Origin of the sequence: Streptomyces sp. NBC_00464 (assembly GCF_036013915.1) — a bacterium.
GTDB lineage: Bacteria > Actinomycetota > Actinomycetes > Streptomycetales > Streptomycetaceae > Streptomyces.
In genome coordinates, this window is record NZ_CP107899.1 from 1,193,725 (window position 1) to 1,211,188 (window position 17,464).

A 17,464-nucleotide genomic window follows, 5' to 3' on the forward strand; every position below is an offset into this window, starting at 1 on the left:
CAAAGCGGCCTGCCCTTCGCGATGCGCCCCGGATCAGCGCATGCGGTAGTTCTTCAATCGATATTGGGTGCAACTGTGTTTACACGCGAATCTTGGCAGTGCCTGAAAGACCTGCTCGGTCAGGCTGACGTTCTGGGGCCGGAGGAGCGGCAGCGGGTGCTGTCGGAGTGGAATGACACGTCGGTCGAGGTGCCGGGTCTGACGTTTCCCGAGTTGTTCGAGGAGCAGGTCGCGCGGACTCCGCATGCCGTCGCGGTGGTGTTCGAGGACCTGGAGGTCACGTACGAGGAGTTGAACGCGCGGGCCAACCGCCTGGCGCGGCTCCTCATCGCACGGGGCGTGGGGCCGGAGCGGATCGTGGCCTTGGCAGTGCCGCGGTCGGTGGAGATGATCGTCGCCCTGCTCGCGGTCATGAAGGCCGGCGGCGCCTACCTGCCGATCGACACGAAGTATCCGGCGGACCGGATCGCCTACATGCTGCGAGACGCCGAGCCCGCGCTGCTGCTCACCCTGCGCGGCGTCGACACCCACACGCTCGGCGCGGCCACCGAGCGCCTGGTCCTGGATGATCCGCGGACCGTGGAGCACCTCGCCTCGTACGCGACGTCACCGGTCACCGACGCTCACCGGCTGAGCCCCGCCACGGTGGCCCACCCGGCATACGTGATCTACACATCCGGATCAACCGGCCGCCCCAAGGGCGTCGTCGTCACCCACACGGGCGTGCCCAGCCTCGCCGGCCAGTACGCCCAGGCCCTGGCCATGGATACCCGCAGCCGGATGCTGCAATTCGCCTCGACGAGCTTCGACGCCCACGTGGCAGAGGTGGTCATGGCACTGGCGGCCGGTGCGGCACTCGTCGTGGCCCCTGCCGAGCAGCTCCGGCCCGGTCCCGAGCTCGAACACGTCATCACCGAACAGCGCATCACCCACATGACACTGCCGCCCGCGGTGCTGAGTGTGCTGTCGCTCGACGCCCTGTCACAGGTGAGCACGCTGATCGTCGGGGGCGAGGCGGTCTCTGCGGACGTGGTCCGGGTCTGGGCGCCGGGCCGGACCCTGATCAACGGGTACGGGCCGACGGAGTCCACGATTCTCGCCACCATGAGCGGGCCCCTGGTGAGCGGTGGTCTGCCGCCGATCGGCGGCCCGGTTCTCCATACCCACGTCTATGTGCTGGACGAGGCGCTTCAACCGGTTCCCGCGGGTGTGGCCGGCGAGCTGTACATCGCGGGCCCGGGGCTGGCGCGCGGCTACCTGGGAAGGCCGGCCACGACAGCGGAACGGTTCGTGGCCGATCCCTTCGGACCCGCCGGGACACGGATGTACCGCTCGGGCGACCTCGTGCGCTGGACGGACAACGGCGAACTGGAGTACGTCGGAAGAGCGGACCACCAGGTCAAGGTGCGCGGCTTCCGCATCGAACCGGGCGAGATCGAAGCGGTCCTCACCAGCCACGAATCCGTCGCCCGCGCCGTGGTGACCGTCCGCGAGGACCAGCCCGGCGACAAACGCGTCATCGCCTACGTAACCCCCGCAGCCCACAACAGCCCCCCGGACGAGCGGGTCCTGCGGGCCCTCTGCGGTCGGTCCCTGCCGGAGTTCATGGTGCCCGCGGCCCTCGTCACAATGGACGAGTTCCCGCTCACGCCGAACGGGAAGCTGGACCGGAACTCTCTGCCGGCTCCTCGCTACACGGCCGGCGCCACCGGCCGCCCACCGCGGACTCCGCGGGAGGAGACTCTCTGCGATCTCTTCGCGGAGGTCCTCGGTCTGGAGCGGGTCGGCATCGACGACGGGTTCTTCGACCTCGGCGGCCACTCACTCCTGGCTACGCGGCTCGTCAGCCGAATCCGGACGCAGCTGGGCGTCGAGCTGACGATCGGTACCCTGTTCGACGCTCCCACCCCCGCCAGGCTGGGTGACGCCCTCGGGACCGCGCCCGAGTCCCGAAGGACCCTCCGGGCGCAGCCGCGTCCGGACCCGCTCCCCTTGTCGTTCGCCCAGCGTCGACTGTGGTTTCTGGACCATCTCGAGGGGCCGAATGCCACGTACAACGAGTCTTCCGCCTTTCGCCTGAAGGGCAACCTGGATACGGGGGCTCTGCGCGCCGCTCTCCTGGACGTGGCCGACCGGCACGAAGCCTTGCGGACCGTCTTTCCCGAGGTGGACGGCGAGCCGTGCCAGCGCGTCGTACCGGCGGACGAAGTGCGGCTTGGGTTGGACCTGGTGGAGGTAACCGAAGCCTCACTCGGCGGAGCGATCAGCGAGGCCGTGCGGCGGACGTTTGATCTGGGCTCGGATCTGCCGCTTCGCGCCTCACTGTTCGCCGTGGCGCCGCAGGAGCACGTGCTCCTGCTGGTGACACACCACATCGCTTGCGACGGCTGGTCGTTGGCGCCACTGGCCCAGGACCTGTCGCTGGCGTACGCGGCACGGCAGAGCGGCGATGTCCCGACCTGGTCGCCGCTGGCGGTGCAGTACGCGGACTACACCCTCTGGCAGCGCGGCCTGCTGGGTGAGTCCGACGATCCGGACAGCGTGTACACACGCCAGCTCGCCTACTGGACTCAGGTACTCGACGGGCTGCCGGACGTCCTGGAGCTCCCAACAGATCGCCCTCGGCCGGCGATCCAGAGCCACCGGGGTGGCGTCGTCGAGTTCCTGTGCGAGGGTGATCTGCATCGTGGCTTGGAGCAGCTGGCACGCGAACACGGGTGCACGCTCTTCATGGTCGTGCAGGCTGGTATCGCGGCGTTGCTGACGCGCCTCGGTGCGGGTACCGACATTCCGATCGGGTCGCCTATCGCGGGGCGCACGGATGAGGCCCTCGACGAACTTGTCGGATTCTTCGTCAATACTCTTGTGCTGCGTACCGACACGTCCGGAAACCCGAGCTTCCGTGAACTGCTCAGCCGGGTTCGGGAAAGCGATCTGGCGGCGTACAACCACCAGGACCTTCCCTTCGACCGGCTGGTGGAGGCCCTCAACCCGGATCGGTCCCTTGACCGCAATCCCCTGTTCCAGGTCATGCTGGCCTTCCAGAACAACACACAAGCCGCATGGGACATCGCCGGCGTCACTACCGAGGACGAGCCGGTCCCGTCCGATGTCGCGAAGTTCGACCTGGCGTTCTCGATACGTGGAGCGGCCGACAGCGGCGCGGACGCCACCGGGTTCAGCGGGACTCTTGAGTACTCGGCCGATCTGTTCGACAGGGCGTCGGCTGACGCTATGGCGACTCGTCTCATGCGGCTGCTGCGGGCCGTCGTCGCGGATCCCGATCTGCGCATGGGCGAAGTTGACGTTCTGGGGCCGGAGGAGCGGCAGCGGGTGCTGTCGGAGTGGAATGACACGTCGGTCGAGGTGCCGGGTCTGACGTTTCCCGAGTTGTTCGAGGAGCAGGTCGCGCGGACTCCGCATGCCGTCGCGGTGGTGTTCGAGGACCTGGAGGTCACGTACGAGGAGTTGAACGCGCGGGCCAACCGCCTGGCGCGGCTCCTCATCGCACGGGGCGTGGGGCCGGAGCGGATCGTGGCCTTGGCAGTGCCGCGGTCGGTGGAGATGATCGTCGCCCTGCTCGCGGTCATGAAGGCCGGCGGCGCCTACCTGCCGATCGACACGAAGTATCCGGCGGACCGGATCGCCTACATGCTGCGAGACGCCGAGCCCGCGCTGCTGCTCACCCTGCGCGGCGTCGACACCCACACGCTCGGCGCGGCCACCGAGCGCCTGGTCCTGGATGATCCGCGGACCGTGGAGCACCTCGCCTCGTACGCGACGTCACCGGTCACCGACGCTCACCGGCTGAGCCCCGCCACGGTGGCCCACCCGGCATACGTGATCTACACATCCGGATCAACCGGCCGCCCCAAGGGCGTCGTCGTCACCCACACGGGCGTGCCCAGCCTCGCCGGCCAGTACATCCGGGCAGCGGGGACCACGGATGCCGGCAGCCGGGTACTGCAGTTCTCCTCGCCGAGTTTCGACATGCATGTCCCGGACGTGCTCATGGCACTCGGAGCGGGTGCGGCCCTGGTCATGGCGCCCGCCGAGCAGCTCCTGCCCGGTCCCGGGCTTGAGCGCCTCATCACCGAACACCGCATCACCCACCTGGAGTTGCCGCCCGCGGTGCTGAGCGTCCTGCCACCTGACGCCCTGCCTCACGTGAGCACGCTGATGGTCGCGGGGGAGGCGCTTTCCGAAGAACTCATCCGTCTCTGGGCTCCTGGCCGCACCATGATCAACGCGTATGGACCGACGGAGTTCACCGTCTGCGCCACCATGAGCGGGCCCCTGGTGAGCGGTCATGTCCCGCCGATCGGTCGCCCGAACTTCAATACCCACGTCTATGTGCTGGACGAGGCGCTTCAACCGGTTCCCGCGGGTGTGGCCGGCGAGCTGTACATCGCGGGCCCGGGGCTGGCGCGCGGCTACCTGGGAAGGCCGGCCACGACAGCGGAACGGTTCGTGGCCGATCCCTTCGGACCCGCCGGGACACGGATGTACCGCTCGGGCGACCTCGTGCGCTGGACGGACAACGGCGAACTGGAGTACGTCGGAAGAGCGGACCACCAGGTCAAGGTGCGCGGCTTCCGCATCGAACCGGGCGAGATCGAAGCGGTCCTCACCAGCCACGAATCCGTCGCCCGCGCCGTGGTGACCGTCCGCGAGGACCAGCCCGGCGACAAACGCGTCATCGCCTACGTAACCCCCGCAGCCCACAACAGCCCCCCGGACGAGCTCTCTGACGCCCAGCGGGTCGCCGAGTGGCAGGCGATCCAGGATCAGCACTACCGAAGCGACGCCGCGGCCGAGGACGACTTCGCCGGCTGGGCGAGCAGCTACGACGGTCGGCGGATCCCGGTCGAGCAGATGGAGCAATGGCGCGGCGAGACCGTAAGCCGCGTCCTGAAGCTCAACCCGAAGCGCGTGTTGGAGATCGGCGTCGGCAGCGGCCTCATCCTGTCCAAGGTCGCTCCGCACTGCGAGTCCTACTGGGGTGCGGACCTTTCGGCGGAGGTCATCGGCCGCCTGAGCCGGCGCGTGGCCGACGAGCCGCGTCTTTCCGGCAGAGTCCACTTGCTCAACCGGCCGGCGGACGACTTCGACGGCATCCCCCAGGGACACTTCGACGTCATCGTCATCAACTCCGTGATCCAGTACTTCCCGAGCGGCGAGTATCTGAAGCGGGTACTGCTCAAGGCTATGGAACACCTGGCGCCCGGCGGCACCGTGTTCCTCGGTGACGTGCGGAACCTGAAGCTGCTCGGATGCTTCCACGCGGCGGTCTCCATGAGGGGAATCGAGGCGCGCCCGGGAAGCACCGAGCATGCCGCGGCGATGAAGCGCAGCATGGACATGGAGCAGGAACTTCTCGTAGACCCCGACTTCTTCTCCGCGTTCGCGGATGAAACCGATGTGATTTCAGCTCATCGCGTCATGCTCAAGGAACAGGACGCGAAGAACGAACTCTCGCTCTACCGGTACGACGTCGCGCTCCGCAAGGCGGGCGGCAAGGAGCCGACGCCGCGAGAGGTCCGTGTGCTCATCTGGGGAGTTGACGTACACAGTCTCACGGAGGCGGCTGGACTCCTCGACCGTGAGCGCCCGGACGCCCTCCTTCTGACAGGCCTGCCGAATGCGAGACTTGTTGCCGACCGCCGCCTGCTGTCCGCGCTGAGCGGTGAGAGCGCGCCCCCCGACGGGTGGGCTGTCGAGGCGGTCGATCCGGGGCAGATCTGCGACGCCGCCACGAGCAACGGCCTTCGCGCTTCCCTCGACTGGTCCCGGGAATCCCCCTATTCCTTCGACCTGCTCCTCGTCCCTGAAGGCTTCGACGACCTCGACGGTTTCGCGCGCACCGGCGCCGAGGGGGCCGCCGGATCCGGTTCCGAGAAGTTCTTCAACGTGCCGAACTCTTCGCGGCCGGAGGCCTTGAACACCGAGACTCTGATCCGTCGCGTGCAGGAGTCCCTGCCCGAGTACATGGTCCCGGCGGCCGTCGTGGTACTGGACGACTTCCCCTTGACCTCGAACGGGAAGCTGGATCGTGCCGCGCTCCCGGCTCCGGAAGCGCGTCGGTCGGTCGCGCACCGGTCGGCCCGAACCCCTGTGGAGGAGACTCTGTGCGGCCTGTTCGCCGAGGTCCTGGGGTTGGACGAGGTCGGGATCGATGACGGGTTCTTCGAGCTGGGAGGCCACTCGCTCCTTGCCACCCGCCTGGTCAGCGGTATTCGTGCCGCCCTCGGCGTAGAAATGCCGCTCGCCACCATATTTGACTCTCCTCGCGTATCCGAGATCGCAATGATGGTGGGCGTCGCGGAGAAGGCTCGACCGGCACTGCGCCGCATGCCCCGGAAGTGAGAATGCATATGCACCCCTTGTCGTTCGCGCAGCGCCGCCTCTGGCTTCTGGAAAACCTGAACGGGCCCAGCTCCGCATACAACCTGCCGGCAGCATTTCGGTTGTCGGGTGCGTTGAACGTGGTCGCGTTGCGAGAAGCCCTCAATGACGTCGTGTCCCGACATGAGTCGCTGCGGACCGCCTTCCCCGAGGTGGAGGGCGAGCCGTACCAACAGGTCCTGGAGACCGGTTCGGTCCAGGTCACGTTCGATGTCCACGACGTCACCGAGACGGAGCTGGAGGAGCACGTCGCTCGGGCCGTGCAGAGGACCTTTGACCTGGGCACGGAGATCCCGCTCCGCGCATCCCTCTTCTTCGTACGCCCGGACGATTGCGTGCTCGTCCTGGTGATGCACCACATCGCCTGTGACGGCTGGTCCATGGGGCCGCTCGCGCAGGATCTCCTGACCGCGTACGAGGCAAGGTGCGCCGGACATACCCCGTCGTGGGAGGCGCTGCCGACGCAGTACGTGGACTACACACTCTGGCAACAGGACGTCCTGGGGGACGTCGATGACCCAGAGAGTGTCTTTGCCCGCCAACTCGCCTACTGGACAGCGGCGCTCGACGGCGCGCCGGACGTGCTGGAGCTGCCCACTGTGCGTCCGCGGCCGGCGGTGGCGAGCCATCGGGGTGATGCCGTTACCTTCCGGTGCGGGCCGGAACTGCGCGGCAGACTGTTCGAGCTGGCCCGCGAAACTCAGTCCACCTTGTTCATGGTGGTACAGGCGGCGCTCTCCGGTCTGCTGACGCGACTCGGGGCGGGTACGGACATCCCCATCGGCTCGGCCGTCGCCGGGCGCACGGACGAGGCCCTGGACGACCTGGTCGGATTCTTTGTCAACACGCTGGTGCTGCGCACCGACACCTCAGGGGATCCGAGCTTCCGTGAGCTGCTGCGGCGGGTGAAAGACGTAGACCTGGCAGCGTACTCGCACCAGGAGCTTCCCTTCGAGAAGCTCGTCGAGGTGCTCAACCCGAAGCGCTCCATGGCTCGTCATCCTCTGTTCCAGGTCATGCTGGCATTCGACAACAACTCACAGGCCGCGTGGAAACTTCCCGGAGTGCGGGTGAGCGAGTTGCCCGTGCGCCTCGGGGCGGAGAAGTTCGACCTCAGTTTCTCCTTCAGTGATGCCGGGGACGACCTGAGCGGAATGCTCAGCTACGCGACAGATCTGTTCGACCAGCAGTCGGCGGACCTGATCGCGGCGAGGCTCGTACGCTTCCTTGAGGAAGTGGCCGCGGACCCGGACCTGCCCCTGGGCCAGGTGGACGTCCTCTCGGCCGACGAACGGCGCCGGCTCATGGTGGAGCCGAACGACTCCGCAGGCGAGGTTCCGGAGCAGTCTCTGGCCGAGCTGTTCGCGGCCCAGGCCGCCCGGACCCCGGACGCCGTGGCGTTGGTGTTCCAGGGTCAGGAGGTCAGCTACGCGGACTTGAACGGGCGCGCGAACCAATTGGCCCACTACCTGATCGGTCAGGGCGTCGGGCCCGAGCAGCTGGTGGGAATGGCGGTCCCGCGGTCCGTCGAGATGGTGGTCTCGATCCTGGGCATCCTGAAGGCGGGTGGAGCGTATCTTCCGATCGACACGGATTACCCTGCGGATCGCATCGACTTCATCCTCCGCGACGCCCGGCCGAGCCTGGTCCTGGGCTGTGAGAGCACCGGTGGCTCCCTCGGTCCCGGCACGACAGCGGGGCCTGCCAGGGTCGACATCGACTCCCCTGCCTTCGCCGAGGTCCTCGGCGGACTCCCGTCAGGAAATCCTGAACTGAGGCACGGTTCGCACGCCGACCGCCGCCTGAACCCCGTCTACGTGATCTACACCTCCGGTTCGACAGGGAAGCCCAAGGGCGTACTCACCTCGAACGGCTGCCTCCTCAGCTCGCTCGGGTCCATGCAGCAGAAGCTCGGCCTGGAGTCCGGCGACCGGTTCCTCGCGATTTCCAGCGTCTCGTTCGACACGTCGGCTCTGGAGATGTTCCTGCCGTTGCTCGCGGGAGCCGCCATGGTGATGGCCACCCGGGAGGACGCGAAGGACCCGGAGGCTGTGGCGTCGCTCATCGACGAGGCGCACATCACCCTCGTCCAGGGCACTCCGCCCTGGTGGCAGTCGCTCGTGGACAGCGGAGTCCGGTGGAAGCAGGACATCAAGGCGCTGGTGGGCGGAGAGACACTTTCCGATCTGCTGGGCCGCCAGCTGTGCGAAATAGCCGAGTCCGTCATGAACGTCTACGGGCCCACCGAGACGACCATCTGGACGACCGTCGGACGGGTGACCGCGGGGAGACGGATGCCACCGATCGGCCGGCCGATTCCCCACGCGAAGGTCTATGTCCTCGATGCCTTCCTGCAGCCGTCGCCGGGCGGAGTGACCGGCGAGCTGTACATCGCGGGAGCGGGGGTGGCCCGTGGCTACGTGAATGGCGCGGGGGCCACGGCTCAGCGTTTCGTCGCGGATCCGTTCGGGCCTCCAGGCTCTCGGATGTACCGCTCGGGAGACTTGGCGCGCTGGAATCACGACGGTGAGCTGGAGTTCGTCGGCCGGGCGGACCACCAGGTCAAGGTGCGTGGTTTCAGGATCGAGCTCGGCGAGATCGAGGCGGTTCTGACCGGCCACGACGCCGTCGCTCGTGCGGTGGTCGTGGTGCGGGAGGACCAGCCGGGAGACAGACGCATTGTCGCCTACGTGACCCCTGCGGCCGGAACGGATGCGGTGGACGGCCGTGCGCTGCGCGGTTACTGCGGCCGAGCGGTGCCGGAGTACATGGTGCCGGCCGCGGTCGTAGCGCTCGAAGAGTTCCCGCTCACGCCGAACGGGAAGGTGGACCGCGAGGCCTTCCCTTCTCCTTCGCCGGATCGCCACCGCACAGGGCGTGCGCCGCGGAACGCGCAGGAGGCGCTGCTGTGCCGGCTGTTCGCAGACGTGCTCGGACTGGAGTCGGTCGGGATCGACGACGACTTCTTCGATCTCGGTGGCCATTCGCTGCTGGCCATCCGGCTGATGTCTCGGGCGCGTGCCAGGCTAGGCGTCGCGTGGGGCATTCGTGAGCTGTTCCAGTACCCCACCGCGAGCGGGTTGGCGGCGCTGGTCGCAGCGGAAGAGGGGCAGGAGTCGCCGGCTCCGGTGGGGCAGTATGACGACTACCTGGGCTCGTTGTTCTGCCTGCGCTCCCAGGGGGACCGGACCCCGGTCTTCTGCGCCGCCCCGGCGATGGGACTCAGCTGGGGGTTCACCGCGCTACTGCCGCTTCTGCCGGAGCGGCCGGTCTACGCCCTTCAGGACCCCGCGATCACCGATGAGGGCGAGTTGGCGCCGAGCGTTGAAGCGATCGCCGCGCATCACGTGCAACGCATTCGGACGGTCCAGCCTCACGGCCCCTATCTGTTGATGGGCCGCTCCTTCGGTGGGCTTGTCGCCTACGAGGTGGCGGCGCAGCTGGAGCGGCAGGGCGAATCGGTGGCCTTCCTCGGTCTGCTGGACGCGCTGCAACTCGGGTCCGATGGCGAGCCGGAGCCCGGGCGGGCGGAAGTGATCGAGCAGGAGTCGCTGCGCATTCTGTTGCGCGAAGGCATGCCCGAAGCGCCCTACCCGCCCACTCGCGTGCGGGATCGCGCGGAGGTCGTCGCCACCGTGCACCACGCGGAAGGTCCCCTGCACGGGTTGAGCGAGCGCATGCTCAATCGACTGGTCGACGTATCCGCCAACAGTATTGAGCTGTCCGTCTCCTACCGGCCCTCGCCATACCGGGGCCGCCTGCACTACTTCGCAGCGATCGCGGACCCGACCACCCTCTCCGCGGCTGCGAAGGAGGAGATGTGGAAGCGCGCTGCGCCTGACACCGTCCTTCGCGAACTGGACTGCCTGCACAGGGAAACGCTGACGCCTGGTCCTGCGGCGGTCATTGTCGAGGAGCTCTCCCTCGTGCTCGCTGAGCTCGGAATCCGATAGAGGGATCTCTGAACTCTCGGCAGAGAACCGCGGCGGAGCCGGCTGACAGGCACGAGCCGCGACAGCACCCCAGCCCATCCCGTTTGATATTCCTCAACGCACAGGAGAACGCCATGCCGAACCCGTTCGAAAACCCGGACGGCCAGTACCACGCACTGGTCAACGACGAGAAGCAGTACTCACTGTGGCCTTCGTTCGTGCCAGTCCCGGAAGGCTGGTCCATCGCGCTCGGCCCCGCGTCCCGTGACGAGTGCCTTGCGTTCGTGAGCGAGACATGGACGGACATGAGGCCGGCCAGCCTTGCGCGCGCGATGGCCGACTGAGCGCGTCCGACCATCGACCTCTCTCAGGTCGGGCACGGCCGCTGGACCAGTCCCCTGCCACAAACCCGAACCTCATGCCGGTTCATTTTCCACGGTTTAGAGAAATGTGACACCTTTCCATGAAGCGCTTCGTCAAGGATTCCTTTTCCGGCCTTCCCGGAGATTTTTGGTGGCTGTGGACAGCCACGCTCATCAATAGCCTCGGCGGCTTTGTTGGAATCTTCCTGGCGCTCTACCTCACGAACGGCCTGGGCTACTCCCCGAGTTTCACGGGTTTTGTGGTATCTCTGTACGGCGGCGGGGCCGTGATCTCCTCGATTCTCGGCGGATTTCTGGCCGATCGCATCGGGCGTACGCGCACCATCCTGGCCGCTCAGCTGACGACCGGCATCTCCACTCTCCTGCTCGGGTTCGCCGACAGCGCCACAGAGATCTCGACCATGGCGTTCGTGGTGGGGGTATCGGGCGCGGCATCGCGCCCAGCAATCGGTGCGACGATCGCAGATCTGGTGGAGGGACCCGAACGGCAGAAGGCGTTTTCGCTGAACTACTGGGCGGGGAATCTGGGGTTCGGCGCATCGGCAGCGATCGTGGGTATGGTCGCCGAGCACGGGTACCGCCCCCTCTTCATGGCCGAGGCCGCAGCCACGCTTGTCTGCGCAATCCTGGTGTACGTACAGGTACCGGAAACGAGCGGGAAGCGGAGCCGTGAAAAGACACGGGATTCACGCTTCCTTGCGGGGTATGCCTCCGTGTGCCGGGACTGGTCATTCCTGGGGATCGTGGCAATGACGTTTCTCATGGCCCTGCTGTTCCAGCAGGCTGCGACCTCATTGCCGATCTCGATGACTCTGGATGGTTTCTCGAGTGCGGACTACGGGACGGTGATCAGCCTGAACGGGTTCATGATCGTCCTCCTTCAGGTCCCGCTGTCCCGCGTGGTGAAGTCCGTAAGCCCGAGGCGGGCTCTTGCGGTATCGGCGCTCCTGTGCGGATTCGGCCTCACCGTCATAACGGGTGCCAGTTCACTGCCGTTCTATTTCTCGGCCGTAGCCATCTGGACTCTGGGGGAGATAATTTTCGCACCCGTGATCATGAACGTTGTTTCCCAGATGTCGCCGTCTGCGGCACGAGGGCGATATCAGGGCATGTATCAACTGGCCTTCTCTGGCGCCGCCCTCGTGGCTCCCATCTCCAGCGGGAATGTGATCGACCAGTTCGGGACCAGAACCATCTGGATCCTGTGCGGCGTCATAGGTACGGTTGCAGCGATCGGTTACCTGACACTGGGGCGGGCGGCGGAAAGACGGTCAAACAAGTCCGTCGACCTTGCGATAGCTACGCCGAGCTGACCGCGTGCGCTTCATTACACAACTGCCCTGCGCGCATTAAATGCCGCGCCTGTCAGGCGATTCCTGTCGCCGACTGTAACTCCCAAAAGGCTTTAGCGGCCGGTAGAACCGAGAAGGTTACATTGCACAACTACGAACAACCCGAATTCCCCGCGAAACGGAGGCGGGCGTGACGACACAGTGCCTGCACAGGACCTTCGAAAGGCAGGCGGCTGCCGCTCCGGAGGCATTGGCGGTTGTTTCTCAGGGTGAAGAACTGACCTACGGCGAACTGGACGCGCGCGCGGACCGGGTGGCGCAGCTGCTCGTGGACGCGGGAGTGCGCCGGGGGTCCCTGGTGGGGATCCATCTGGAGCGCGGGGCGCAGATGGTGGTGGCGATCCTCGCCACGCTGAAGGCCGGCGCGGGCTACGCGATGCTGGACCCGGAGTTCCCCGTACACCGTCTGCGTGACATGGTCGAAGACGTGGCGCCTGCCGTCGTGATCGCCGGCAGCGAGGCGGACGTGAACAGGCTGGGCACTTCGGCGGGGTTCGTCGGCCTGGCCGGCGCCACGGACCGGCCCCTGCCTCGCGGAGCTGTCGCTGCCACTTCCGAGGACACCGCCTGCGTCATCTTCACCTCCGGATCCACGGGCCGCCCCAAGGGCGTCACCGCTCCGCACCGGGCGTTGGCCGGGACCGTCCTGGGGCAGTCCTTTACGCGGTTCGGTCCCGACACGGTCTGGCTCCAGTGCGCGCCCATCTCCTGGGATGCCTTCGTTCTGGAGCTCTGGGGCCCCCTGTTGACCGGCGGCACCTGTGTGTTCCATCCGGGGCGGCCCAACCCCATCCAGATGGAGCGTCTCGTGGCCGCGCACGGCATCACCACGATGAATCTCCCGACCGTCCTCTTCCACGTGATCATGGAGGAGTATCCGGAGGCGCTGGCAGGGCTGACGGATCTGCTCGTCGGCGGTGAGGCGCTTTCGCCCGGGCATGCGGCCCAGTTGCTCCGGGAGTTCCCGGAGCTGCGTTTCGTCAACGGCTACGGACCGGTCGAATGCATGGTCTTCGTGACCACACACCGTGTTACCGCAGAGAGTGCGGCACGGGCATCGGTCCCGATCGGTCACAGCATGGCCGGCAAGAACGTGTACGTACTCGATGAGTGGCTGCGGCCGGTGGCCGACGGGGACGCCGGTGAGCTGTACGCCTCGGGCGAGGGACTGGCCAACGGCTACCTCGGGAGGCCGGGGACGACCGCCGAACGGTTCGTCGCGGACCCCTTCGGGAGGCCGGGCGGACGCATGTACCGCACGGGCGACTTCGTACGGTTCCACGCCGACGAGCCCCTGGAATTCATCGGGCGGGTGGACGGGCAGGTGAAGATCCGGGGCGTTCGTATCGAATTCGCCGAAGTCGAATCCGTCCTGGAGACGCACGCCGCAGTCAAGAGGGCTGTCGTCGCGGCAACTGGCGACACGCCCGAAGATCGAAAGCTTGTCGCCTTCCTCGCGGTCCGCGCGGAACAGGGAGATGCCGGTTCCACGGAAGCCGAGCTCCGCTCCTACGCCGCGGAGAAAATGCCCGAATTCATGGTGCCTCACCGGTTCGTGGTTCTGGACTCCCTTCCCGTGACGCACAACGGAAAGATCGACCGTACCGCTCTGCTCGCATCCAACAAATAGACCACTGAAAGGTAGTAAGAATGCTGATTCTGGGATTCAAAGAGGGCCACGACGGCGCGGTTGCCGCTATCGAGGACGGAAAGCTCCTCTTCTCGCTCGAGGCGGAGAAGGACTCGTTCCCCCGCTATGACCGCCTGACCGCCGATGTCCTGCTCCGGGCGGCGGAGAAGCTGGGGCGGATACCTGACGCACTCGCGGTCGGTGGCTGGGTGAAGGGCACACACAACACGGAACCCCCCTCTCGGACTGGCTACTACGGCGTGGGGCCCGGATCGATTTCGGACGAGGCTGGGAAGTTCTTCGGCCAGGACGTGAAGGTATTCTCCTCCACGCACGAGCGGTCACACATAATGACCGCACTCGGCCTTTCTTCATTCCCCCAGGGCCAGCCGTTCTACTGCTTGGTGTGGGAGGGGAACATCGGGTCGTTCTACCTCATCGACGAAAACGGCGAGGTCACCCATCTCCGCCACGTCATGGCCGACCCGGGCAACAAGTACGCCTACCTGTTCGCGCTGGCCGACCCCAGCTTCCCGGCGAACAAGGGGCTGCTCAGGCTCCAGGACGCAGGCAAGCAAATGGCGTTGACGGGCTTCGCGAAGCACACCAGCCTGAACAAGGACGAAAGGGAGATCATCGACTTCCTCCTGGAGCAGGAACAGATCATCCTCAATCTAGGCAAGGACGATCTGACATGGAGCCCTTTCCATAACATAGGACTGGATTCACAGGAGTACAGGAATCTGGCCGCCAAGTTCTCGGACGCGATATTCGACCGGTTCTTCCAGTACGCGAAGGCTGAACTCACGGAGGGGTACCCTCTGCTGATCTCCGGTGGTTGCGCACTCAACTGCGAGTGGAACCGCCGCTGGCGGGAGTGTGGGCTCTTCCCCGAGGTGTTCGTGCCGCCGTGTCCGAATGACAGCGGCTCCGCGCTGGGCACGGCCATCGACGCGCAACTGCACTACACCGGGTCTGCCACGGTGTCCTGGGATGTCTATGCCGGAGAGGAGTTCGTCGAGGATGTCCCCTTCGCGTCCGACGACTACGACGTCAGGCCGCTGGACTTCGGTGAAGTAGCCGCCTCCCTGGCGGCCGGCAACGTGATCGGCTGGGCCCAGGGCCGGTGGGAGATGGGCCCGCGAGCGCTCGGCAACCGCTCGATCCTGGCCGCGCCGTTCACGACGGAGTCGATGACCCGACTCAACGGGATCAAGAAGCGTGAAAGCTACAGGCCGATCGCACCGATCACTCTGGAGTCCGACGCCGCGAACTGGTTCAGCGGTTCGATTCCGGATCCCCACATGCTCTACTTCAGCAAGGTGACGTCGGATTCTCTCCAGGCCGTCACTCATGTCGACGGCACGGCGCGCGCGCAGACGGTGACACCGGAACAGAATCCCCGGATGGCTCGCCTGCTGACGGAATTCCGCGACATCACCGGATACAGCGTCCTGTGCAACACCTCCCTCAACTTCAACGGGCGGGGCTTCATCAACCGGACGAGCGACCTGATCCAGTACGGCGAAGAGCACGGGCTCGACGGTTACGTCGTAGGCAACACGTTCGCCGTCCGGCGCGGCCCCCGGGCCTGACGCAGGATCCACAGGAAGGCCTACGGGCCGGCTGCACGGTGGCGCGCTGTCCCCCCTCGTTGTCCGCAACGGGGACGCCCAGGGGGTGAACGGCCGCCACCTCCCCACCGCTCACACGTGCTGGGAAAACGGATGACCGTGTCACTCCCTGATGGGCTTCGTTCATGAGGGACACGGGCGTCACCTGGACGTTGACCGCGACCTTGGCCGAGGCAACTCCAGTTTGTCTTGCGCAGAACCAGAACCGACCGGCATCCACGACGGGGCGAACCGAGGTTTGCCCGCCCGATTCCGAGCCGGTGTCCAGCGACCTCGGCGCCGCGTGGCCGGCGCGTCGCACCCAGCTCATCTGCCGTACGCCGAGCCGGCCGGATTTCCTCTCAACACTCGGTAAGGAGAACCCCATGATCACTGCAGGGCTCAAGCTGACACACAGCGGCGGACTCGCGCTCCTTGAGGACGACAAGCTCCTGTTCAACATCGAGGTGCAGAAGCTCGCCAACAACCCTCGCTACAGCCCGGTCGCCGACCTCAGCCTGATCCCTGAGCTGCTTGCCGGGCAGGGCTTCAAGGTCTCCGATGTCGACTACTGGGCGCTCGACGGATGGGACGGCAGGGAGGCAGGCCGGATCTCCGTGCTCGACAACGGCCGTCCCATCGACCTGACCGTCGCGCCCTACCGTGAGAATGACACCGTGACCAGCCTGGTCCGTCCGGGGTCCACGGGCGAACTCCCCATCGGTGGGAAGTCGGTGGCGTACGACAGCTTCGTCCACGTGTCGAGTCACTTCGCCGCCGCCTACTGCTCCAGCCCGTTCGCCGCTCGCGGTGAGGACTCCTTCGTCCTGGTCTGGGACGGTGGCACCTTCCCCCGGCTGTACTTCGTCGACGCCGAACACGGCACCGTCGAGAACGGCGGGGAGGTCTTCCCCCTGATCGGCCACTCCTATGCCATGGCTGCCCAGTACTTCGGGCCATGGGCGCGCAGGTCCGGCGACCGGTCCAAGGTGGTGGACGACCTGTCCGTAGCCGGAAAGCTGATGGCGTACATCGCGCTGGGAGAGCCCAAGGACGCGATCCAGGAAGCCCTTCGCGACGCGTTCCACAAGAGTTTCGAAGCCCCCACCCAGGCCGTCGCGCAGTACCGCCAGGCGGTCACCGGCTGTGGCAGCAACGGCGAACCCTCACACCGTTACGTCCACGGGTACCTCAGTGACGCCGCTGAGCAGATCGGCACGCTCGGCGTCTCCGACGAGGATGTCCTCGCCAGCATGCACCAGTTCATGGAGGACCTTCTGGTCGAGCGGATCGTCGAGAAGGCCCGGCGATGGAAGGGGGACGGCCCCTGGAACCTCGCTTTCGCCGGTGGCTGCGCGCTGAACATCAAGTGGAACAGCGCGCTGCGTGCCCACCCACTGTTCAGGGATGTCTGGGTACCGCCCTTCCCCGACGACTCGGGGTCCGCCATCGGCACCGCCTGCGCCGCCTACGCGCACCTCAAGGGGGTGTCCGCTGTCCAGTGGAACGCCCGCACCGGGCCGAGCCTGGTTGCCACCCCTGATGTCCCCGAGGGCTGGACCTCTCGCGACTGTACGGTCGACGAGGTAGCCAAGATCCTGCACGAGACCGGCAAGCCGCTCGTCTTCCTGCACGGGAACGCGGAACTCGGCCCCCGGGCGCTCGGCGCACGCAGCATCATCAGCGTGGCCACCGACCCCGCGGCCAAGGACCTGCTGAACGAAATCAAGGAGCGGGAGTACTACCGCCCGGTGGCACCGATCTGCCTCGTCGAGCACGCGGAGGAGATCTTCGACCCCGGGACGCCGGACCCGTACATGCTCTTCGACCACGACGTCCGCCCGGACTGGGTGGAGCGGGTACCGGCCGTCATACACCTCGACGGCACCGCCCGCCTTCAGACCGTCAGCGTGGACGAGGACCCCGTACTCACCGATCTGCTGCGCTCCTACCACGCGCTCAGCGGAGTCCCGGTGCTCTGCAACACCAGCGCGAACCTCAACGGCAGGAGCTTCTTCCCGGACGCCGCTTCGGCCATGAAGTGGGGCCGGACCGACCACGTGTGGGCTGACGGGACTCTCTACAGCAAGAGCTGAAGGCCACTCGCGGGAGACGGCTGCCTCCGGTCAGGCCCGCCTCCTCCATGCCA

General features: G+C 66.6%; 6 protein-coding genes and 1 pseudogene. All 7 read left to right on the forward strand.

Features of this window, described 5'->3' with window-relative positions; translation table 11 throughout:
* Positions 1–156: 156 nt before the first annotated feature.
* Positions 157–6,366: pseudogene (locus tag OG912_RS05105) on the forward strand (amino acid adenylation domain-containing protein); the annotation flags it as partial.
* A 17-nt stretch (positions 6,367–6,383) separates the two neighbouring features.
* Positions 6,384–10,358 carry a non-ribosomal peptide synthetase gene (locus OG912_RS05110; protein ID WP_327708374.1) on the forward strand — a complete coding sequence of 1,325 codons (3,975 nt, stop codon included), beginning with the start codon at positions 6,384–6,386 and terminating at the stop codon, positions 10,356–10,358.
* 113 nt (positions 10,359–10,471) lie between these two features.
* Positions 10,472–10,681 carry an MbtH family protein gene (locus tag OG912_RS05115; RefSeq protein ID WP_327708375.1) on the forward strand — a complete coding sequence of 70 codons (210 nt, stop codon included), beginning with the start codon at positions 10,472–10,474 and terminating at the stop codon, positions 10,679–10,681.
* A gap of 119 nt (positions 10,682–10,800) precedes the next feature.
* Positions 10,801–12,033 (forward strand): MDR family MFS transporter, encoded by a 1,233-nt coding sequence (locus OG912_RS05120; RefSeq protein ID WP_327708376.1) that lies wholly within the window; start codon positions 10,801–10,803, stop codon positions 12,031–12,033.
* Positions 12,034–12,202: 169 nt separating this feature from the next.
* A complete protein-coding gene (locus OG912_RS05125) occupies positions 12,203–13,702 on the forward strand; it encodes an amino acid adenylation domain-containing protein (protein ID WP_327708377.1) in 1,500 nt (499 codons plus the stop codon).
* A 20-nt stretch (positions 13,703–13,722) separates the two neighbouring features.
* Positions 13,723–15,297, forward strand: a complete 1,575-nt coding sequence (locus OG912_RS05130) for a carbamoyltransferase C-terminal domain-containing protein (RefSeq protein ID WP_327708378.1) — start codon at positions 13,723–13,725, stop codon at positions 15,295–15,297.
* A gap of 404 nt (positions 15,298–15,701) precedes the next feature.
* Positions 15,702–17,411, forward strand: a complete 1,710-nt coding sequence (locus tag OG912_RS05135; RefSeq protein WP_327708379.1) for a carbamoyltransferase N-terminal domain-containing protein — start codon at positions 15,702–15,704, stop codon at positions 17,409–17,411.
* Positions 17,412–17,464 lie beyond the last annotated feature (53 nt).